Raw genomic sequence first — 20625 nt, forward strand, 5'->3', positions numbered from 1 at the left:
GCGCCGGCTCTGAATGCTTCCGATACGGCGATCAGAAGTTGTATTTCAACCCCAGCTTCACACGCCAGGTGGATTCCGCAGCCTGGAAACGGCCGTAGTTTTTGGTATCCAGGCCGCCGAAGGGTATGTCGTAGACATACTGGCCTTCGTCGTTCACGTCGTAGTCAAATAGTATCTGCTGCGGGAACTCGAGATCGTACACCTTACCCCAATCGTCATTCAGCAGGTTGGCGAAGTTGTCTATGGTCAGGTAGACCAAACCGCGGTGCTCCGGCAGGAAGCCGGGCACTTCCTGGGTAATGGCCAGATCCATGGTGGTGACCCAGGGCATGTTGTCGGAATACTTGTCCACATAGCCGCCGGCGGCACCGGCCACGCCCGCCTGCTGTGCAATCTCCATGATCTCCGCGTAACTCAGGCCGCTCTCGAAATCCACTGCCGGGTCGTCGGCGCCGGACGGGATGTAGGGCAGGTAGACGTCGGAGCGATTGAAAGCCGTCTGGTCACCGAGGTCGCTGTCGTTGTGAGCGCCCAGGGTCCAGGAGAAGGGACGCCCGGAGCGGCGTTCGACGAACAGGTTGAAATTGGTGGCGTAGCCCGGCACAAAGTCCTTGCGGTAGCCCAGGTTCAGCACGAAGCGGTGTTCAACCTCATAGTAAGCGGTGCCTTCCAGCGGCACATTGCGGTTCTCGACAACTTCGTATTGGTAGTTGGATTCCGCCGTAGAGCTGGTGCCCGGATTGACTTCGGTGATGTCCTGGTGGGTGTAGGACAGGTTGAAGGAGAGACCGTTGTCGAACGCCTTGTCCAGGGCGGTGGTCCAGATGATGCTGCGGCCGCCGTTGTCGATGTTGGTCAACTCCAGATCGTAGTTGCCCTCGAATTCGGTGCCGGCGTAGATGTTGTCCCAGATGATGCGGCCATCCGGTGTCCTGTTGCCGCTGTCCACCCGCGACAGGTCGCGCCAGTAAACCGCGTCTTCGCGGTCCACGTAGGTCAGTTCGGTGGTCCAGTTGAAGTCCTCGCCCAGGCCGGGAATATCGAAGGCGTAGTCCGCAGCCAACTGGTAGCGCCAGTCCGACGGCAGCTCGAAATCCGGATCTATATTGTTGGTGCTGCCGGCGCCCGGCGCCAGGGCATCCAGGGCCACCTGGGGCACGCGGGTGAAATCCACTGCGCTCGGGTCCAGACTGGGGAAATAAACGGAGTCCTTGGTGGTGCCGTCATTGGTGTAGGCGTTGGACACCCACACCAACGGCATGCCTCCGCTGAAACGGCCCACGCCGCCGCGCAGGGTCAGGTCGTCGCGTAGCTCCCAGGTGAAACCAGCCCGCGGCAGCCAGATGTCGCGGCCGTCCAGGTTTTCCGTATTGGCGTAGCCGTAGGTCTCCTCGAAATTAGTGTTGCGGTTGGGCGTACTGTCGATGCCGAGGGTTTCGTAGCGCAGGCCGGCAACCAGTTCGAAGCCGGAAAAGAGTTCCATCGTGGCATCGCCATACAGGGAATAGGTCTTGCCGTTTACATCGTAGGCGATGTCCTGGATATCGTTGGTGTAGGCGCTGCTGTACTCGAAACTGTCTATCTGCCGGTTTTCAAAGTCGTCGATGCTATCGAAACCCCAGGTGCCGGCGGCGTCGCGGCCGTAGAGGTTGTAGTTCCAGGTGTCTTCGACTTCCGCACCGAAGCGGTACTGGACATCACCGGCCAGGTAGGTACCGTGTACGCCGAAGGTCCACACCTCATTGGCCAGCACGTTGGCGTGGCGGTTTTCATCCTGGCCGGCGACGATGGTGCCGCTACCGGTTCTGATGTTGACTTCGCCCCAGTCGGAGTTGGTCAGGGAGGCCTGTTCGTATTCCTTGTAGGACAGGTTCACCTCGGTGCTGAATACGTCGCTCCAGTCAGAGAAGAGGTGCGCCGTGTAGTAGGTGGTGTCTTGGGCCAGGGTCCAGAGGTTGGACGACAGGTTGAGGGTGTTGTCGCCGTCGGTGTAATTCTGGGCCGAGCGGGTCTCCTGGTTGCTGTAGGTGAAGTCGGCGCGGTGATTGTCGCCGATGTTCCAGTCCAGCTTGACCAGCAGCTTCTCGTCGCTGTCCGGGGACGGCGCCGAGCCCACGGAGTCGCCCAGGCCGTAGACGTCCTGCATGACGTCCAACACGCGCGACAGCTCATCCGGGGCGACATCATGGTTTTCCAGTGTCTCCAGGTCGTAGTTGAAGGCAATCTCCTCTTCCCATTTTTCATAGGAAGTGAAGAAGAACAGCTTGTCCTGCACCAGCGGGCCGCTGAAAGTGGCACCGTAGCTCTCCTCCTCGTTATCGACATCGTACTCGGTTACCGAGCCGTCATCGGACAATTTATCGTCTTTCGCGGTGCCCGCCCAGGGCACGGATTCGAAGAAGGCACTGCCGTGGAATTCGTTGGTACCGGATTTGGTCACGGCGTTGATGTTGCCACCGGAAAACCTGCCCTTGCGGGCATTGAAAGGCGCGTACTCAATGGAGATCTGCTCCACCGCATCCAGGGATATGGGCGGGCGGGCGTTGGGATAGCCGTTCGAGGCCAGGCCGAAAGTATCGTTGATACCCACACTGTCGATGGTGAGCGAGTTGTACTTGGGGTTGGTGCCGGCGATGCTCAGCTCGACACCGTTCGGGCTGACCACGGCCAGCGGGTTGGAGCGGACCACGTCCTTGAGGTCGCGGTTGAATGTGGCCGAGTTGGCAATCTGCTCTTCCCCGAAAACGCTGCTGGAACCGCGGCTGGTGTAGACCTCGGCTTCGCCGAATACCACCACCTCCTCGACATCGTTCAGTTGGATGTCCGAACTACCCAGGTCGATGGGCAGGGTCAGGGGAGCGCCCAGGGTCAGGTAGATGTCATTCAGGACCTCTTCGCCCTCCTCGGATTCCACCCGGATGGTGTAGGGTCCACCCACGCGCAGGCCATTGAGGCTGAAGCGGCCGGATTCGCTGGAAAGGATTTCACGGCGGCTGTTGGAAGGGGTGTGAATGGCGGTAATCCTGGCGTTATCCACGGGTTGGCCATCGGCACCGGTCACGGTACCGCGGATGGCGGTGCTGGTTTCCTGGGCAAAGGCCACAGGCGCGGCGCCCATCGCCGAGATCACCGCGGCAGACAAGAGCCCGCGCGGGAAAGAGCAGCGTTTCATCTAATTCTCCTCATTGTGAAGTGGCCTGAGACAACGACCATCGATGTGGTTTATTGCTTTTCGTTTTCCATTAATTTTTTGTGACGAAAGTCAATGCGGCGCTATTCTCCGGGAGAAAAATGACACCGAAGTTAAAATTTTATGAATCTTGACCACAAGGACAACATAGCAACAATTGTGCCAAAACCTGTCTAAATGGTTAACTTTGTTGCCAAGTCCGGGCATATGTATCAGCGAATATACTTGGATAGGGATTTCAGCCGGCGTGCAGACTGCGACCGGCCACTGTATAAAATTGGCCTCCCGGCACCAACATTGGGCAGCCCGGCCAGTTGGTACGCGTCCGTGCCTCAAAAGAATCCGGCAAATCCCTCCGCGCAAAACCTGTCCTCATGTTCAACTTTGTAACAATATACGGGTAATATGGTAACTTCGACAGTAACAACGGGTGGACAAAATGAAAGCGGAGAAAAGTCTCCTGGCCAGAATATTCCTTAACCTCTCTTTACTCCTGATTGCCAGCAACGCCCTGGCCTGGGGGGAAGACGGCCACCGGATTGTCGGCGCCATCGCCTGGGACCATCTGCAGCCGGAAGTGAAAAAAGAGGTGGGAAAGCTGCTGCAGAAGGCGGGCGAACCGGGACTGGCCGAGGCCAGCACCTGGGCGGACCGCATTCGCGGCGACGACCGCTACGATTGGGCGGCGCCGCTGCACTACATCAACTTGCCGCGCAACTGGGACGGCTACGTCGAGACCAGGGACTGCCCGCCCGCAGGCTGTATCCTGAAGGCACTGGCGAAATATGAAGCAATTTTGAGCGATTCCAATGCGGCGGAGAGCGAGCGGACGGAGGCGCTGCTGTTTGTCGCCCACTTCGTCGGCGACCTGCACCAGCCGATGCACACGGCGCTGCGGGAGGACCGTGGAGGCAACGATGTCAATGTGCGGTTTTTCGGTTTCCCCACCAACCTGCACGCACTCTGGGACGTCTACCTGCCGGCGGGCTTTGTGGGGGACTGGGAAAAATACGCACAGCGGCAGAGCGAAAAAATCACCGAGGAAGAGCGCGAGCTGTGGCTGGGCAGCGGAGCGATCGAATGGGCCGCCGAGTCCCAACGCCTGGCGCACAGCCATGCCTATACCACTGAAGCGGAACTCGGGGAGGACTACTACCAGCGCAACCGGGAAATCGTCGAGCAGCGCCTGAGCCAGGGGGGCGTGAGGCTGGCGGGGGTGATCAACCGGGCGCTGGGGAAACAGAATCACTGATCGCAGCTCTCCCCTGCAAACGACAAAGGGCGCCTGAGCGCCCTTTACCGACTGCTTTTCTCCTGTGAGAAGAATCGAAATGACTCGCGCCATCCCTGGCGCTCGGGCGCCCTTCGGCGTCCCAGTTCGTTCCGGACAGATTAGTTACAGCTCGCGGGACCTATATCCACCCAGACACCGGCCACGCCGGGCTCCTCGCCCTGGGTCCACCACTGGGCGCGGTAGCGGCGGCCGTTGTGGTTGACTTCGTCGCCACCGTTGTAGGCCTTGGATTCACTCCAGGGCACTTCTACGTCGCTGATCAGGGTCCAGTCGGCGGACTCCAGGGTCGGCTCCTGCTGGGTCCAGTAGTTGGCCTCCCACACCAGGTCGTTGTGGCTGACCTGGTCGCCACCCACATAGGTGGCGCTACTGGACCAGGCCGGGTAGGCGGACGCATTGGGATCGGAGAACTCACAGCCACCGCTGCTGCCGCTGTCGGTGACCGCCACGGTGACACTGGCGGAAGCGGTGTCGGTGCCGTCGCTGACGGTGACAGTGGCGGTGTAGCTGGTGTCGCTGTCCACCTGCGGCGCAGTCAGTGTCACCGTGGCGCTGTCGCCGTTGGTGACATTGAAGGCCGGCGCACTCCAGCTGTAGGTCAGGGTGTCGCCGTCGGCATCGCTGGCGGTGGCAGTGATGTCCACGCTGCTGCCCTCGGCCACGGTCACACTGGACGGCACCGACACCTCCGGCGCGGTGTTGGACTGCGGCGGCTGCAGGGTCACCGTCACCGAGTCGGTATCACTGAATTCGCCGTCGCTCACGGTCAGGTCGAATACCAGGCTCTCGTCGGCGCTGACCTCGGCCGCGTCGAAGCTGGCACTGGCGCTGTCGGCGTTCTGCAGGGCTACCGCGGTGCCGCTCACCTGGACCCAGCTGTAGGTCAGGGTGTCGCCGTCGGCGTCACTGGAGGCGCTGCCGTCGAGTACTACCGCCGCCGGTGTCTGCACTGACTGATCGGCACCGGCATTGGCGTCGGGCGCGCGGTTGGACTGCACGGCAGTCACCAGTACCGATACCGTGTCGGTGGCGTCGGCCTGGCCGTCGCTGACCGTCAGCTGGAAGGTCAGGGTTTCGTCCGCATCCAGGTCCGGGGCGGTAAAGCCGGCGGTGGCCTGGTCGGCATTCTGCAGCGTCACGGCGGTGCCGCCGGTCTGCATCCAGCTGTAGCTCAGCGGGTCACCGTCCAGGTCGGCGGAGTTGCTGCCGTCCAGGGTGACGCTGCTGCCCTCTTCCACCGACTGGTCGGCGCCGGCGTCGGCCACGGGCGCGCGGTTGCCACTGGAATCGCCGTGGCCGAGGCCCTCGTGCATGGCGTTGAGGATGTCGCCGTTGTCGGCGTCGATCTCCCAGGCGAAGAAGCCGGCCAGGCCGAGGCTCTGCACATAGGCGCCCTTGGCGGCCACGGAGGTGGCGTCGTCATAGGTGATCAGGTCGCCGCTGCTGGGCTCGAAGATATAGGGGCCCTCGGCGGTGCTGTCGTAGTGGTACTCCCAGTTGCCGCTGGCCAGCTTGCCGGCGATATCGCGGTAGTCCACGACTCCCGCTTCCCAGGTGCCGGCCACGGCGCCAGTGGCGGTGCCGGTCAGGTGATCGCCGCCGCTCCAGCCGGAAACGCCGCTCCAGCCGCGGCCGTACATGGCCGCGCCCATGACCAGCTTGCCGGGAGCCACGCTCTGGGACAGCATCGCCTGGATGCCGCTGTGGGCATTGAAGTTGTCTTCAGGGTCCCAGGAGGGCGCGTAGAGCGCGGTCTGGTGACCGAGGGACTCATTGCTCCAGGCACCGTAGAAGTCGTAGGTCATCACGAAGAAGTAGTCCATATACTGCTGGACGTTGTTGTAATCGATCTTCGCGATCTTCTTCGGGTCGGCGCTGATGGCGGAGCTCAGCTCGTACTCGCGACCGGTTTCCGCCTCGAGGCCGTCGAGCATGGCGCGCAGGTCGCGCATCAGCAGGCGGTAGGTCTCGCCGTCGCTGGCGTCACCGAGTGCGGCGTTGGCGCCGCCGCCACCGGGGAATTCCCAGTCGATGTCCACGCCGTCAAAGAATTTCCAGGTGCGCAGGAACTCCTCAACCGAGTCGACGAAGGTCTGGCGCTTGGCCGCGTCGCCGAGGAAATAGAAGGGATCGGACAGGGTCCAGCCGCCGATGGAGGGCAGCACCTTCAGGTCCGGGTAGGCCTTCTTCAGTTCCATCAGCTGGCCGAAGTTGCCCTTGTAGGGGGTTGAGTAATCCTGCCCCTGCTGGGATTTCTGCACCGCCGCGTAGGGATCGTGCAGCGAGACCTTGAAGTCTTCGCGGCCGGAGCAGGATTTCTGCAACGCCTCGTAACTGCCGCTGATGGACTTCAGGCTGTCGTTGATTCCGTCCCCGCCGCAGATGGGAATAAAGCCGTAGAGGATATGGGTCAGGTTATAGGCCGGGATCTTGTCCACCGGGAAGGCGCGGCCGTAGACACCCCACTCGACAAAATAGGCCCCCACCACCGAGTTGCTGCTGTTGGTATAGGGCTGGTTGTTTTCACCTGCATTCAGCACAATCGGGTCCACGTGGCTGCCGTCGGTATCCGCAACCACTATCTCCGTCACCGCGGAGGCACTGCAGCCGGAGTCGTCGCAGAGGGCGACCTGCAGCTCGTACTTGCCCCCCCGGGCTATCTGCAGTGTGGCGGAACCGCTCTGGTTGCCGCTGCCGGAGGCGGCCTCTTCCAGGACCACTGTGCCGTTCAGCAGGTACTGGACCGTGTGGCCGTCGTCGCCGGACCACTTGGTCCAGGCCACCGGCACCTCGGCGTAGTCGTGCACGGTCACCAGGTTTTCATAGGCGGTGGCCGCATCGTCCACCTCGATGATGGCGAAGCTGGTTTCCATCCAGTCGATCTGCGGCGCGCCGGGTGCGGCAATGGCGGGGGATGTGGCGAGGCCGAGCGCGAAGAGCGCGCGGCGCCAGTGGCTGGGTTTGAGCCCTTTCATAGATTATCACCTTGAATACTTTTTATTGTTCTGGGCCTTTGTCCCCGTTACCGCAGGACTTAAGGCCCTACCCGGGGACCCGGGCATTCAATAAATGACATCGCTGTCAGTTTTTATACAGAGCAATGACAGCGATGTCATTTAGCTTTTCACATTAACGGTAAGCATGTGCAAAAACCAGTGCGATTGGTCACTCTTGCCAAGAAAGTCACATAAAATAAGCAGTTGTTGGCGTTTGATGCCACGAAATGTGACCGTCGACGCAGTTTGTCTACCGGTAGCATCCGGAAAAATAGCGCGGCTGGTTCGGGGATTTTGCGGGGGCACAAATAAATAGCGGCCGAATTCATTTCGACCGCTCCCTCTCTTCAAGCTGACTGGCTCTACACCCGCTGTTCACCTCGCTGAAGTCTTTGCTTTCAGACCAGTGGTTACCCGCTGTGGGTCTATTTACGGGTTAGTCCAAGTCTCCAGTTACGGACCGCTTATTATTGTTCCCCGCTTTTTGCGGGGGACTCTCCCTACCCGGGTACTTATAGTTTAGTGTGACCGGCGGCTATCCCAAACCCCGCTCCATTGCGGCCGCGCCGCCTGGGGTTCGGATCAACTGTCTTTCAGCGGTTCGATCAGCCCCTGTAATCCCTCGATTTTGATTTCCAGGGTCAGCGCCATCAGGTGCCCCAGCCTGCCCGCGGGGAATTCCTTCTTGGCGAACCAGAGCAGGTACTCCTCCGGCAGGTCGATGAGTGCGCGTCCGGCGTATTTGCCGAACGGCATCTGTGTGCGCGCTATATCCAGAAGGTCCTGCTTTTCAAACATGGCTATGCTTTTAAGTATTTGGCCGCAACGCCATCGACAAGGCGAACCAGCTCAACCGATCGAGAGTCCCGCTTATACGGGTAATTTAACAACTTGTTGCCCCGAAATCGCCACCCTACACTGGCTCCGACGCATTCCGGCCAAACTGGCAAATTGGTAGGCCGATCCTACAAAACCTCAACCGAGCAGTAGCAGAGGTATCTATGGGTATTCAAGCAGTTAAACGTGTGGGGCTGGTTTCCCTGCTGACGGTCAGCCTGACGGGCTTGGGTTGTGCCAATATGACCGCCACCGAGCGGCGCGTGGCCACCGGTGCGGGCATAGGCACGGTAACCGGGGCACTCATCAGCCGCGATGTGGGCGGTGCCGCCCTGGGCGGGCTGATCGGCGCCGGCGCCGGCTGGCTCTACGACCGCGAGAAGAAGAGATACTACTACTACGACAGCCGCGGCCGCCGGGTTTATCGTTAGGAACCGGGCTGCGCCCCGGGCTCTGCCCCGGGCGCGGCCTACAGCAACTTGCTCTTCGTTTTGCCGCAGCGCTGGCAGCGGTATTCGGTCACCAACTTGCCCTGCTTCACGTCGAACTTTCTTTCGGTAACCACCACCCATTTGTGGAAACCGTCGCGGCACAGGCTGCTGCCTTTGTGTTTCTGCCAGGCGGTTTTTCTCTTGAACGGAATCACGTCACCCATAGTCTTTACACAACCTCCCCTGCCGCGTGACCCGATGCCCAGGCCCACTGGAAATTGTATCCCCCAAGCCAGCCGGTCACGTCCAGCACCTCGCCGATAAAATAGAGTCCCCCCCGTGTCTTGCACTCCATGGTGCGCGAGGAAATGGAATCGGTATCCACCCCGCCCAGGGTCACCTCCGCGGTGCGGTAGCCCTCGGTGCCGGCGGGCACCAGCTGCCAAGTCTGCAGCTGCCGGCCGATATTGGCCAGTGCATTTTCGCCGTACTGTTTCAGCGGTCGGCTGTCGATGCCCCGCCGCTGCAGGAAGTGCTGCACCAGTTTTTTACTCCAGATTTCCGCCAGCGCACTGTGCAGGTGGCTGTCCGGGTTCTGTGCGCACCTTTCTTGCAGCCATTCGCCCAGATCCCGTCCCGGCGCCAGGTCGAAATCCACCGCCATACCCTCACGCCAGTGACTGGAGATCTGCAGCACCGCCGGACCGCTCAGGCCGCGGTGGGTGAACAGCATCTGCTCGTTAAAGCTGCCCTCACCACAGCTGGCAGTCACCGCCAGGGCGCTGCCGGGCAGTTCACTCTGCTGCTCCAACTGGCGTTTGTGCTGTGTAAAGGGCACCAGGGCCGCGCGGGTGGGGACAATCTTCAGGCCGAACTGGCGCGCTATGTCGTAGCCAAAGCCGGTGGCACCCATGGTTGGGATCGACAGGCCGCCGGTGGCGATCACCAGGGATTCGCAGGTCACCTTCCCCAGGCTGGTGTCGACGAGAAAACCTTTCTCCAACGGCTCTATGGCGAGAATACTGCAGCGGGTGCGTATCTGCGCTTTCGCCGCGCGGCACTCCGCCAGCAGCAGGTCGACAATATCCTTGGACTTGTTGTCGCAGAACAGCTGGCCGAGGGTCTTCTCGTGGTAGGGGATTCCGTGCTTCTCCACCAGCGCAATAAAGTCCCACTGGGTATAGCGGGCCAGCGCCGATTTGCAGAAGTGCGGATTCCCGCTGTAGAAATTTTCCGGCGAGGTATAGAGATTGGTGAAATTGCAGCGGCCGCCGCCGGACATCAGGATTTTCTTGCCGACCTTATTGGCGTGGTCCAGCACCAGCACGCTGCGCCCGCGCTTGCCCGCGGTGGCCGCGCACATCAGCCCCGCCGCGCCGGCGCCGATAATCAGTACATCGACGCGTTCGGGCAGCTGGCTGGTAGGGGATTCATTCATGAATGGGGATTTGTGGCCGCGACCGCGGCCACGGAGTCATCAGGCCCGCGGCAGGGTGACGCCGCGCTGGCCCTGGTACTTGCCGCCGCGGTCCGCGTAGGACACATCGCAGACCTCGTCGGACTCGAAGAACAGCATCTGCGCCACGCCCTCGTGGGCGTAGATCTTCGCCGGCAGGTTGGTGGTGTTGGAGAATTCCAGGGTCACATGCCCTTCCCACTCCGGCTCCAGCGGCGTCACGTTCACGATGATGCCGCAGCGGGCGTAGGTGGACTTGCCCAGGCAGATGGTCAGCACCGAGCGCGGGATGCGGAAGTACTCGACGGTGCGCGCCAGGGCGAAGGAGTTCGGCGGGATGATGCAGGAATCCCCCTCCACGTCGACGAAACTGTTCTCGTCGAAAGTCTTGGGGTCCACGGTGGCGGAGTGCACATTGGTGAAGATCTTGAACTCACTGGCGCAGCGCACGTCGTAGCCGTAGCTGGAGGTGCCGTAGGAGATCAGCCGCTCGCCGCTGCCGTTCTGGCGCACCTGGCCCGGCTCAAACGGCTCTATCATGCCGTGCTGCTCGGCCATACGGCGAATCCACTTGTCGGACTTGATACTCACTCCGCTCCCCCTGGGTACTTTTGTGGTTGTAACTACTTCCGCCGAGTGACGCTGCAGGAGCCTGCTTGCAGGCGAACGGCTACAGCGCCCCACCTGCAAGCAGGCTCCTGCAGAGGGCTTCGGCCGAATCCGGCCGGTAGGCGGGGAGTTACTTCTGGCTGTCGATTAAAGAGGCCGAATCATAGCCCTTTTGCGCTGTGCAAAAAAGTGCCAATCGCCCTCCCCGGCACTTGTTGCCCTGGATAAACTACTGTATAAATTGCCAGTAACAACTGTACAGATATACAGTCGCCACCCCGAAGGGGCGGGCAACGAGGGCCGAAAACCGTGAGCAACGCTGAAAACCTTTTGCAAAACAATCAGTTAGCCGATCAGTCCAAACAGCAGCGGCTGAGCCAGCTGCTCGCCAGGCCGGATATCTGGCAGGCCGCCAACGAACACAGGTGCCAGCGCAGCGGCATCGCCAGCGGCTACGGGACCCTGGACGCCCTGCTCGCCGGCCGCGGCTGGCCCCGCGGCGCCACCACCGAACTGTTGGTCGATCGCACCGGCATCGGCGAAATCTCCCTGCTGCTGCCGACCCTGGCGGAACTCACCCGGCAGGAGCAGATGGTGGTGCTGGTCAACCCGCCCTTTATCCCCTACGCGCCAGCGCTGGCCAGCGCCGGCGTACAGCTGGAGAAACTGCTGATACTGCACCCCCGCGGACAGAAGGACGAGCTCTGGGCGATGGAGCAGTCCCTGCAATCCGGCTGCTGCGGCGCCCTGCTCAGTTGGCAGGACCGCCAGGCCCCGGCGGACAAGGACCTGCGCCGCCTGCAGCTCGCCGCCCGCGAAGGCGACTGCCTGCACTTCCACTTCCGCCCCCAGTCCGCAGCCGCCAGCCCCTCCCCGGCCAGCCTGCGCCTGCAATTGAACAGCGACGGCGAGCAGCTGGCAGTGCAGCTGCTGAAACAACTGGGCGGCCAGTCCGGCCAGCGATTGCACCTGTCCCGCAGCGCCGACCTGGTCCGCCGCGACCGGCCGCTGCATTGATGGAAACTCGGGACTCGGGACTGACGTAGGGTGCGCGGTGCGCACCATCCCGCGCAATGGTGCGCACGGCGCACCCTACGGAGCTGTAGGAGCTTACTTGCAAGCGAACGGCTACAGAGTGCCGATTCTATTCGCCTGCATGCAGGCTCCTACAAAACGGTGTAGGAACGGCGGGGCGGCCATCCGCCCATGGCCGCGATCGACCCATCCGAATGGCTGTGTGCAATAGGCAACAAACGGAAACCCAACCATGCTCTGGCTCTGCATCCAATTCCCCAAACTCCCCCTGGAAGTGCTCACCCGCGCCCAGCGCGACGGCACCCAGACCAGCCCCCAGGCCGTGGTGGAACAACAACTGATCGTGGACGCCAACCGCCCCGCCGCCGAACGCGGCGTGGAAACCGGCCTCACCATCGCCACCGCCTGCGCCCTCTGCGCCGACCTGCAACTGCTGCAGCGGGACACCCAGCGGGAGGAACAGCAGCTGCAGCAACTGGCCCAGTGGGGCTACAGCTTCACCCCGGTGGTCTCCCCACTGGCCGCCGGCTCCGTCGACGCCGGCGACGACCACTTCGCCTGCCTCTACCTGGAACTCTCCGGCTGCCTCAAGGCCAACGGCGGCCTCAATTCGCTGCTGCAACAGCTTGTGCGCGAACTGCGCCAGATGCGCATCAGCAGTTTTATGGGCCTGGGACACAGCCCCAGCGCCGCGCGCATGCTCAGCCAGCTGCCGGAACACCGCCAGTGGCTGAGGGAAACCCAGGCCCCGCCCAGTCCGCAGCAGTGGAAGCAGTGGATCAGCTTCTCCCCCAGCAAGCTGCTCGACTGCGACAACAAGACCATCGCCAAACTCTATGCCTGCGGCATCAAGCGCGTCAGCCAACTGCTGGCGATACCCCTGTCGGAAGTGGGCAGCCGCTTCGGCCGCGGCTTCGTCGACTACCTGGCGCGCCTCAACGGCACCCGCCACGACCCGGTGCCCAGCTACCAGCCGCCGCCGGAATTCCACAGCGAACTCTTCTTCCCCAGCCCGCTGGACAACAGCGAACAACTGCTGTTTCCCACCGGCCGCCTGGTGCGCGAACTCTGCCAACAGCTGCAGCGCCGCCAGCTGTACAGTCACCAGTTGCGCTGGAAACTGGACTTCGGCCAGCAGGGCTGCAAGGTCTTCAGCGTCGAAGTCTCCCGCCCGATGCTGGACCCACAGCGCCTGATCGCACTGACAAAACTGCAATTGGAAAGGATCAAGCTGGAACAGCCGACACAGGCCCTCAGCCTCACCTGCGACCAGCTGCTGCCGCTGGAACAGGACAAGCTCGACGACGACCTCTTCGGCAAAGAAACCCAGGTACAGCGCAGCCACCAACTGCTGGACAAACTCAAGGCCCGCCTCGGCCACGAGGCCCTGTCCGGCGTCACCCTGAAGGAGAGCTACCTGCCGGAACAGGCCTGGGCCAGCGCCGACACCCTGGTGCTACAAAGCAACCGCAGCAAAAAGGGCCACCGGCTGCAGCCCGTCAATGCCCCCCGCCCCATCTGGCTGCTGCCCCGGCCCGACAAACTGCAGAGCCGCGAACACAAGCTCTTCTACCGCGGTGAAATCAAACTGCTGCAGGGCCCGGAGCGCATCGACGGCTACTGGTGGCAACACGGCCGGCACGGGCGGGATTACTACATAGCGCGGGGGGAGGAAGGGGGGCTCTATTGGGTGTTTCAGGATCTGACTTCGGAGGATTGGTATCTACATGGGGTTTATGCATAAATCTTATATTCACTGCAAAATCTTATTTTTATCTTATATTTTCCAGCGAATACCATCCATTGGCCACAGAAAGCTGCCCGGCAACTGCGCAAGCTCAGGAATCCAGAGGCACAGAAACGCGTCTATCGCGGTGTACAGGTGCTCACTGATTTTCCAGATTGCCCGGGTATCAAGCGCTGACGGATCACGACTACAGTTACAGGGCTTCGAATAGGCGATTATCGGGTCTTCTTTGAGTTCGACGGTGGTATCAAAGGCGTCTCTACTGAAGAGGTAAAAAAACGCGATGAACGCACCTACTAATATCCAGGTAATCAACGGTCCAGACGGCAAGCCGGAATTCACCGTCATCCCCTATAACGAATTTCTGCGCCTCTATGCCCGTGAACGCAACCTGATTCCGAACGAAGTTGTTGGCATGGTGATTGAACAAAACATGACACCCATGCGCGCCTGGCGGGAGCACCTGAAACTTACCCAGGCCGAAGTCGCCAAACGCCTGAATATTACCCAGGCAGCTTACGCCCAACTCGAAGCCAGCCAGCGCCCGCGGAAGTCCACCTTGCAACGGGTATCTGCTGCACTGGGGATCACGCCACAACAGTTGTCGATCTGAAGCAGTCTTAACAATCATCATTCCGGCGCAGGAATATCATGCCGCAAGGCAAACACAATGCAGTACGCCGAACTCCTCTGCCAAAGCAACTTCTCCTTCCTCCAGGGCGCCTCCCACCCACAGGAACTGATCCAAACGGCATATCAACTGGGCTACAAGGCCCTGGCCATAACCGACGAGTGCTCCCTGTCCGGCGTAGTCCGCGCCTACAAGGCGCTGGAAAACCTGAAAGCCAGCGGCAGCCAACTCAAACTGATCTGCGGTAGCCTCTTCCGCCTGCAGGAAGGCGAACAACTGGTGCTACTGGCACCCACCAAAGCCGCCTACAGCGAACTCTGCCAACTGATCTCCACCTCCCGCCTGCGCGCGGAAAAAGGCCAGTACCAGACCTACCTCAAAGACCTGCTGCAACTGTGCCGGGAGAGCATCGCCCTCTGGCTGCCGCACAGATCTCCAATGAGCATCCCCGAAGAACTGAAACAACATTTCCGTGACCGCCTGTATATCGCCATCAGCAACCACCTGCTGCCGCAGCAAAACCTCCGCAACATCGACTTGATTGAATTCGCGAAGCGGGAAAGTCTGCCCCTCGTCGCCACCAGCGCCGCACTGATGCACTGCCGCAGCCGCAAACCGCTACAGGACGTGCTCAACGCCAACTACCACAACTGCACCCTGGAACAACTGGGCTACCGCATCGAGCAGAACGCCGAGCGCTACCTGCGCAGCCTCGACGACATCAAAACCCTGTATCCAAAGCAGGCCATAGAAAACACTCTATTAATTGCCGAACGCTGCCATTTCAGCCTCAGCGAACTGCACTACCAGTACCCATCGGAAGTGCTCCCGACAGGCAAACAGGCCAGCGACTACCTGCGCGAGCTGGTGGAAGCGGGCAAGAAGGTGCGCTGGCCCCGGGGGCCATCCCAGAAAATCGCCGCGCAAATCGAGACAGAGCTGGCGCTGATTGCCGAACTGCAATACGAGCACTATTTCCTGACTATCCACGACATAGTCCAGCACGCCCGCAGCCAGCATATCCTCTACCAGGGCCGCGGCTCCGCCGCCAACTCGGTGGTCTGCTACTGCCTGTTTATCACCGAAGTGGACCCGGAAAAGATCGAACTGCTGTTCGAGCGCTTTATCTCCCGCGAGCGCAACGAACCACCGGATATCGACGTGGACTTCGAGCACGAAAGGCGCGAGGAGATCATCCAGTACATCTACGGCAAATACGGCCGCCACCGCGCCGGCCTCGCTGCAACAAAAATAAGCTACCGTTTCAAGAGCGCCCTGCGCGATATCGGCAAGGCCCTGGGTATCAGCGCCGCCACCATCGAGCAGCTGCTGGCGGAGCGCGCCTGGTGGGACAAGATGGAAGATTTCCCCCGGCAGATGCAGAAAGTCGGCCTGGATCCGAAGAGCACTATCGGCAAGGCCCTGCCACAGCTGCTGCAGCAGATCCACGGCTTCCCCCGCCACCTGTCCCAGCACGTGGGCGGCTTCGTGATCACCGAGCAGCCGCTGCACACCCTGGTGCCGATCGAGAACGCCGCCATGGAAGACCGCACCATAGTGCAGTGGGACAAGGAGGATATCGAAGACCTGAAACTGATGAAGGTGGACGTTCTCGCCCTGGGCATGCTCACCGCCCTGCGCAAGTCCCTGAGCTATATCGCCCTCTACGGCCCCAAGCTCGGACTGCAGGATATCCCCCCCGACGACGAAGCCGTCTACGAGATGATCTGCCGCGCCGATACCGTCGGCGTCTTCCAGATAGAATCCCGCGCACAGATGAGCATGCTACCGAGATTGCAGCCGCGCCGGTTCTACGAGCTGGTCATCGAAATCGCGATAGTCCGCCCCGGCCCCATCGAGGGAGGCATGGTGCACCCCTACCTGCGTCGCAAGCAGGGGCTGGAACCGATTACCTACCCCCACGAAAACCTGCGACCGGTACTGGAGCGTACCAAAGGCGTGCCGATTTTCCAGGAACAGGTAATCCAACTCTCCATGGTCGCCGCCGGCTTCAGTGGCGGGGAAGCCGACGAATTGCGCCGCGCCATGGCCAGCTGGGGCAAGAACGGCGACCTGTACAGGTTCAAGGACAAACTGATCCAGGGCATGCTGTCCAACGGCTACCAAGCCGAGTTCGCCGGACAACTCTTCAACCAGATGAAGGGCTTCGGCTCCTACGGCTTCCCCGAATCCCACTCCGCCAGCTTCGCCCTGCTCGCCTACTTCTCCGCCTGGGTAAAACACCACCACCCGGCAGCCTTCTACTGTGGCCTCCTCAACAGCCAACCCATGGGCTTCTACGCCCCCGCCCAACTGGTCTACGACGCCCAGCGCCACAACGTAAAAGTACTGCCCATAGACGTACTCCACAGCCACTGGCACCACAGCCTGGAACTAAGCCCCCCTCTCCCACTTACGAGAGAGGAGGCCACCCCATGTAGGAGCGGCGGGGCGGTCATCCGCCGTTGGCCGCGATCAATACCAGCTGCCTGCACTGAAATACAAGAGCGCCCTCAAATCCCATCGAACATCCGGACGCATGAAACCCACCTGTCCCCTGCCGACACATCGCCGTCATTCCGGCACATGCCGGAATCCAGCACCCCGATGCTCCGCCTGGGTATGCGCCTGGTAAACGGCCTGGACGAACAAACCGCAACCACCATCGTCACCCTGAGGGAGAAGCACAACTTCACCTCCCTGGCCCAGTTCCGCCAGCTAACCCAACTCCCCAGGGACCAAACCGCCGTCCTGGCCAGCGCCAATGCCTTCAAAAGCCTGACCGAAAACCGCTACCTGGATACCTGGCTATCGCTGGACGGAGAGATAGAAAATTACACCATCACCCAACACAGCCCCGGCAACTCAGTAGAGGACAACACCTACAGCGACTACACCAGCACAGGCCTGACCCTGCGCGAGCACCCCATAGCCCTGCTGCGTCGCCGTGACGGTTTCCGCAAGCACACCAAAGCACAGGATCTGGCCTACTACCACAACGGTCAACAGGCAACCATTATCGGCCTGGTCACCTGTCGCCAGAGACCCGGCAGCGCCTCCGGTGTGATGTTCCTGACACTGGAGGACGAAACCGGGGTCATCAATGTCGTGCTGTGGGAGAAGGTTCAGCAACGCTACCGGGTAGAGATAAAGCGGGGGAACATTCTCGAGATAGGGGGGACTGTTCAGATCAGCACTGAAGGCGTGGATAAAGGCTGCCCGGTGATCCATCTGGTCGGGCAGCGAATCAGCTGCCTGGCGTGGCAAGAAATACAGGCGGTAAGGAGTTTTCATTGAAGGGCATTTTTCTGGTCAGCAGCCGTTGCACAGCGCCGGCCTTGCAAGATGGACAAAGGAGCCCAGCGAAACTGCCAGCGCTGGGCAATATCTCAACCCGGTCAAATTTGCCGGTCAAATTTGTCGCCTACTGCTAAAAATTGCTGATGGATAGGCCTGATTAGCAGGGACCAACCATTGGCTCCCCCTGATTGAAGACATACTGAATAAATAACACCAAACGGAGCGCACGACGCCGGAAAGCCCGCGTGCAAGCGCAGCTAACGAAATACGAACACCAGGACGGCAGCGCATCAGGATTTGCGCCCTGCCACACCCTCAGAATTTGTTATACCTCACTATTTCGACGTGACGTGGACAACAATAAGGGAAGAGTATTATTCTATGCCGCGCCCGGGCCCTGGGGTAAGGCCCGGATTGCGCAGAAATGTCGAACCCATCTGCCCTTCGAGAGAAGGGTCCGGGACCGACAAGCGCACCAGGGAAGCCAAGCATGTTCCGAGACACGCCCCAGTGACGTCCGCCCCCTGCGGCACTCCCGGATAAATGGCTCAATAAGAAACAGGAGAATTTCATTGAAAAAAACAATTCTAGCCGCACTGGCCGCCGCATTCGCATCCGGCGCCGGCGCCTATACCATTGAAGAGAGCTGGTATACCCGTGTGGGTTTTGGCATAACCACCGCAGATACGGATGCCGTTGAAGAATTTATCGCCAGCGAGATCGAAGCGGACCTGGGCATCACACAAAGTGTGGAGTTCGATTATCCCCGGGGCTACAACATCAACGTGGGCTACCGCCTCAACCCCTATATCGCACTTGAGGCCGGCTATACCAACTTTGGGGAGGATAAATGGGGCCAGACCTATCGCAACTCCTATCGCGACCTTGATACCTTTGGCATTGAAGGCGTGGAGACCGGGACCTATGCCGGCGAGATCAGTGGTACCGCCAAAACACTCGGGGCGGTAATCAGCACCGATACCAGCAAACAGCTATCCGGCGGCCTGCGTGTCGGCTACGCATTCTGGAGCACCCAGGCAAACCTGAGGTACTACTACCTGGACCAGGGCGTGGAGCTGGACGCTGAAGGCGAAGAGAAGAATTACACCTTTTCTTATCAGGAAACCCGCCTGAAGGACGAACAAGATGGCAGTGACCCCTTCTACGGGGGCTTCGTCAACTGGCGTATCGGCAAGTGGACCTACTCACTGGAACACACGCTTTTCAATACCGATGATACGGATCACTCCGTAAGCAGCATTTCTCTCAGCATGGATTTTTGATCCTCTGTAGCCGCCGGTTTTCGGCGGCTTATTTTCGGAAACAATCAGATTCTGCTCCGACTTGATGGAAATTTTTGATAGGGGAAATCTAGATATAGTCAAATGCTAAGATTTACCCCCTCTCCCGCCTCTGGATTTTCCTAGCTCCAGGGATTTAGATCAACAACAGCCACCACCTCTGCTGAACCGCGATCGATCAATACCACCACAGGTTTGACGTTTGCCATCAAGGGCAGCCAGGCATCGGCCTCTGGCCACTGTTCGAGCACCTCTCCAACCCGCTCAGGAGCATTGAAGTCCTTGAGTTTTTCCAAAGGAAACGCGCGTTTCCGCATTTCCTCGGCCGCCTCCGGCAATGGCTGGTACAAATAAGGGCGATGCTGAAGATCAGCGCCACCAAATATCGACTCAAAGACGATTTCTGAATCGACCTGAAGGTCATCAGGACGGACTGCTGCCACCCAACGAGGCCCCAATATAGACGGGGATGCGTACTCTGGAGAAACTTTGTCAGGGAACCTAGTATCAATGTCTATCGGACGGACAGCGTCGAACCGGTCACTGGCAAACACCAACCAGACTGGGCGTCCCTCTGCCACTGTATGCAAGCCGTAAATCAGAGCTCCGACTTGCAGAGTCGCGATAATTGCCAGATCGAATTTCAGCGTTTTCTTGCCCTTCTTGAAAACACAGAACGTCAGCACCGGCCCCAGCGTGACATCGACCAGCAACATCACCAGAAAAATATGTGTGACCCCCATCGCCACAGACAAGGGAGCCGGATACCAGATTTGGAATACCAGCAACAGCGAAGCCAGGGCAACCAAAAAGGAGAGCAATAAATGGACTGCGAAAGCGCGAAGACGATCTAACATACCGAAACAACTCAACGACAAATCAATTCTGCCCGGCGCAAAGCCTCCCAGAATGAAAAGCCCCGCGGACGCGGGGCTTTATCAAAGAGTCCGTCCGACAGGGAGACTGGCACTCAATACTAGACCTGACTATATCTTCACCCTGTCACGACCAACTGTTTACAGGCCGCCGAGAACGACTTGACGGCAGGGAGCCGGGAAGTATTTATAGTCAGCTGCAGCAGCATTGGTACCGCAGGACCAGCCCAGAATAGGATCTGTAGCGGCAGCCATTGCAGCTGTGCGCGCAGCATCAGTGGTCGGCTGCAAAATTATGTTTGTACCATCGATGGAAGCAGCACCACTGTTTTGGATATTACCCGACGTAATGACGCCGAGAGCGCCTACCGTTAGGCCAGCAGCCATATACTTGGTTTGAGCGGCACCGTTGCAGCCTGCAGCATTGGCGTCAGCAGGGAAGGTGCCGTTTGACTGTATAAACTCGGTAACCGCATTTTTGCAGGCACCAACCTGCAAGTTGACTTCGGTGATTTTGGTACGGACCGTGTAGTCCTGGTAAGCCGGCAGCGCCACAGCAGCCAGAATACCGATAATCGCAACCACGATCATCAATTCAATAAGAGTAAAACCCTGTTGCTTTTTCATTGTAACCGTCTCCATACAGACTTTTGGTTTTGGTGAATCCCGGAAGGGAGAGCATCCCGTGAGGAAGTCGCGAAACAAGATACAAGCTTTGTGCCAAGTGTGGCAAGCGCAAAAATTGCCCTCAGCGGCATCAATGGGAGGTAAGTCACATTGAAGGCGACCATTAATTAATCACTCGCATCTGTCTTTTCCACTCCCAATCACTTGCTGACAAAAAGTGTCAGATGCTGCCGGACTCAGTCTTTCCTGGGCTGGACCGCTTCCCGACAGCCTGACTGCCCCTGGGTACAAGGTGT

Annotated in this window: 15 protein-coding genes; 7 read left to right on the top strand and 8 right to left on the bottom strand. The window is 59.9% G+C overall.

From position 1 onward, the window contains the following. Positions 1-31 precede the first annotated feature (31 nt). Positions 32-3172 (bottom strand): TonB-dependent receptor, encoded by a 3141-nt coding sequence (locus tag AC6R19_RS01095; RefSeq protein WP_500577631.1) that lies wholly within the window; start codon positions 3170-3172, stop codon positions 32-34. A 457-nt stretch (positions 3173-3629) separates the two neighbouring features. On the opposite strand from AC6R19_RS01095, the gene AC6R19_RS01100 reads away from it, so the two are divergent. Further along, the gene (locus AC6R19_RS01100; protein WP_500577632.1) at positions 3630-4442 is read left to right on the top strand and encodes a S1/P1 nuclease; all 813 of its coding nucleotides are present in this window, start codon (positions 3630-3632) and stop codon (positions 4440-4442) included. Positions 4443-4582: 140 nt separating this feature from the next. Here AC6R19_RS01100 and AC6R19_RS01105 read toward each other — a convergent pair whose 3' ends face one another. Next, positions 4583-7459, bottom strand: a complete 2877-nt coding sequence (locus AC6R19_RS01105) for a glycosyl hydrolase family 18 protein (protein ID WP_500577633.1) — start codon at positions 7457-7459, stop codon at positions 4583-4585. A gap of 603 nt (positions 7460-8062) precedes the next feature. Continuing rightward, positions 8063-8278 (bottom strand): DUF3820 family protein, encoded by a 216-nt coding sequence (locus AC6R19_RS01110; protein WP_500577634.1) that lies wholly within the window; start codon positions 8276-8278, stop codon positions 8063-8065. A gap of 203 nt (positions 8279-8481) precedes the next feature. On the opposite strand from AC6R19_RS01110, the gene AC6R19_RS01115 reads away from it, so the two are divergent. After that, a complete protein-coding gene (locus tag AC6R19_RS01115; RefSeq protein WP_500577635.1) occupies positions 8482-8748 on the top strand; it encodes a YMGG-like glycine zipper-containing protein in 267 nt (88 codons plus the stop codon). 38 nt (positions 8749-8786) lie between these two features. On the opposite strand, the gene AC6R19_RS01120 is transcribed toward AC6R19_RS01115, so the two are convergent. Genes AC6R19_RS01120 through dcd form a run of 3 tightly spaced genes read right to left on the bottom strand, consistent with a single transcriptional unit; the run spans position 8787 to position 10795 of the window. Continuing rightward, the gene (locus AC6R19_RS01120) at positions 8787-8972 is read right to left on the bottom strand and encodes a hypothetical protein (RefSeq protein ID WP_500577636.1); all 186 of its coding nucleotides are present in this window, start codon (positions 8970-8972) and stop codon (positions 8787-8789) included. Positions 8973-8977: 5 nt separating this feature from the next. Beyond that, complete coding sequence (locus AC6R19_RS01125; protein WP_500577637.1) at positions 8978-10186, bottom strand: BaiN/RdsA family NAD(P)/FAD-dependent oxidoreductase; 1209 nt, start codon at positions 10184-10186, stop codon at positions 8978-8980. Positions 10187-10225: 39 nt separating this feature from the next. Beyond that, positions 10226-10795, bottom strand: a complete 570-nt coding sequence (gene dcd / locus AC6R19_RS01130; RefSeq protein ID WP_500577638.1) for a dCTP deaminase — start codon at positions 10793-10795, stop codon at positions 10226-10228. A 327-nt stretch (positions 10796-11122) separates the two neighbouring features. On the opposite strand from dcd, the gene imuA reads away from it, so the two are divergent. The 5 genes from imuA to AC6R19_RS01155 all read left to right on the top strand — a co-directional run bounded on the left by imuA (position 11123) and on the right by AC6R19_RS01155 (position 18809). Further along, positions 11123-11830 (top strand): translesion DNA synthesis-associated protein ImuA, encoded by a 708-nt coding sequence (gene imuA, locus AC6R19_RS01135; RefSeq protein ID WP_500577639.1) that lies wholly within the window; start codon positions 11123-11125, stop codon positions 11828-11830. A gap of 250 nt (positions 11831-12080) precedes the next feature. Continuing rightward, on the top strand, positions 12081-13592 hold the full coding sequence (locus AC6R19_RS01140; RefSeq protein WP_500577640.1) for a Y-family DNA polymerase: 1512 nt from the start codon (positions 12081-12083) through the stop codon (positions 13590-13592). A 286-nt stretch (positions 13593-13878) separates the two neighbouring features. Then, a complete protein-coding gene (locus AC6R19_RS01145) occupies positions 13879-14208 on the top strand; it encodes a helix-turn-helix domain-containing protein (RefSeq protein ID WP_500577641.1) in 330 nt (109 codons plus the stop codon). Between the two features lie 57 nt (positions 14209-14265). Further along, positions 14266-17523: an error-prone DNA polymerase gene (locus tag AC6R19_RS01150; RefSeq protein WP_500577642.1), complete on the top strand. Its 3258-nt coding sequence runs from the start codon at positions 14266-14268 to the stop codon at positions 17521-17523. Between the two features lie 575 nt (positions 17524-18098). Then, positions 18099-18809, top strand: coding sequence for a hypothetical protein (locus AC6R19_RS01155; protein WP_500577643.1), 711 nt, complete (start codon positions 18099-18101; stop codon positions 18807-18809). Between the two features lie 140 nt (positions 18810-18949). Here AC6R19_RS01155 and tfpZ read toward each other — a convergent pair whose 3' ends face one another. Continuing rightward, entirely contained in the window at positions 18950-19684 is a 735-nt protein-coding gene (gene tfpZ, locus AC6R19_RS01160; RefSeq protein WP_500577644.1) for a TfpX/TfpZ family type IV pilin accessory protein, read from the bottom strand. Positions 19685-19843: 159 nt separating this feature from the next. Then, positions 19844-20329 (bottom strand): pilin, encoded by a 486-nt coding sequence (locus tag AC6R19_RS01165; RefSeq protein WP_500577645.1) that lies wholly within the window; start codon positions 20327-20329, stop codon positions 19844-19846. Positions 20330-20625 lie beyond the last annotated feature (296 nt).

The organism is Microbulbifer sp. SE14, from assembly GCF_059834885.1.

Coding starts and splice junctions, on each gene's coding strand:
- AC6R19_RS01095 (WP_500577631.1), bottom strand. CDS start 3,172: ATGAAACGCTGCTCTTTCCCGCGCGGGCTCTTGTCTGCCGCGGTGATC.
- AC6R19_RS01105 (WP_500577633.1), bottom strand. CDS start 7,459: ATGAAAGGGCTCAAACCCAGCCACTGGCGCCGCGCGCTCTTCGCGCTC.
- AC6R19_RS01115 (WP_500577635.1), top strand. CDS start 8,482: ATGGGTATTCAAGCAGTTAAACGTGTGGGGCTGGTTTCCCTGCTGACG.
- AC6R19_RS01110 (WP_500577634.1), bottom strand. CDS start 8,278: ATGTTTGAAAAGCAGGACCTTCTGGATATAGCGCGCACACAGATGCCG.
- AC6R19_RS01165 (WP_500577645.1), bottom strand. CDS start 20,329: ATGAAAAAGCAACAGGGTTTTACTCTTATTGAATTGATGATCGTGGTT.
- AC6R19_RS01150 (WP_500577642.1), top strand. CDS start 14,266: ATGCAGTACGCCGAACTCCTCTGCCAAAGCAACTTCTCCTTCCTCCAG.
- AC6R19_RS01120 (WP_500577636.1), bottom strand. CDS start 8,972: ATGGGTGACGTGATTCCGTTCAAGAGAAAAACCGCCTGGCAGAAACAC.
- AC6R19_RS01125 (WP_500577637.1), bottom strand. CDS start 10,186: ATGAATGAATCCCCTACCAGCCAGCTGCCCGAACGCGTCGATGTACTG.
- tfpZ (WP_500577644.1), bottom strand. CDS start 19,684: ATGTTAGATCGTCTTCGCGCTTTCGCAGTCCATTTATTGCTCTCCTTT.
- AC6R19_RS01100 (WP_500577632.1), top strand. CDS start 3,630: ATGAAAGCGGAGAAAAGTCTCCTGGCCAGAATATTCCTTAACCTCTCT.
- AC6R19_RS01140 (WP_500577640.1), top strand. CDS start 12,081: ATGCTCTGGCTCTGCATCCAATTCCCCAAACTCCCCCTGGAAGTGCTC.
- AC6R19_RS01145 (WP_500577641.1), top strand. CDS start 13,879: ATGAACGCACCTACTAATATCCAGGTAATCAACGGTCCAGACGGCAAG.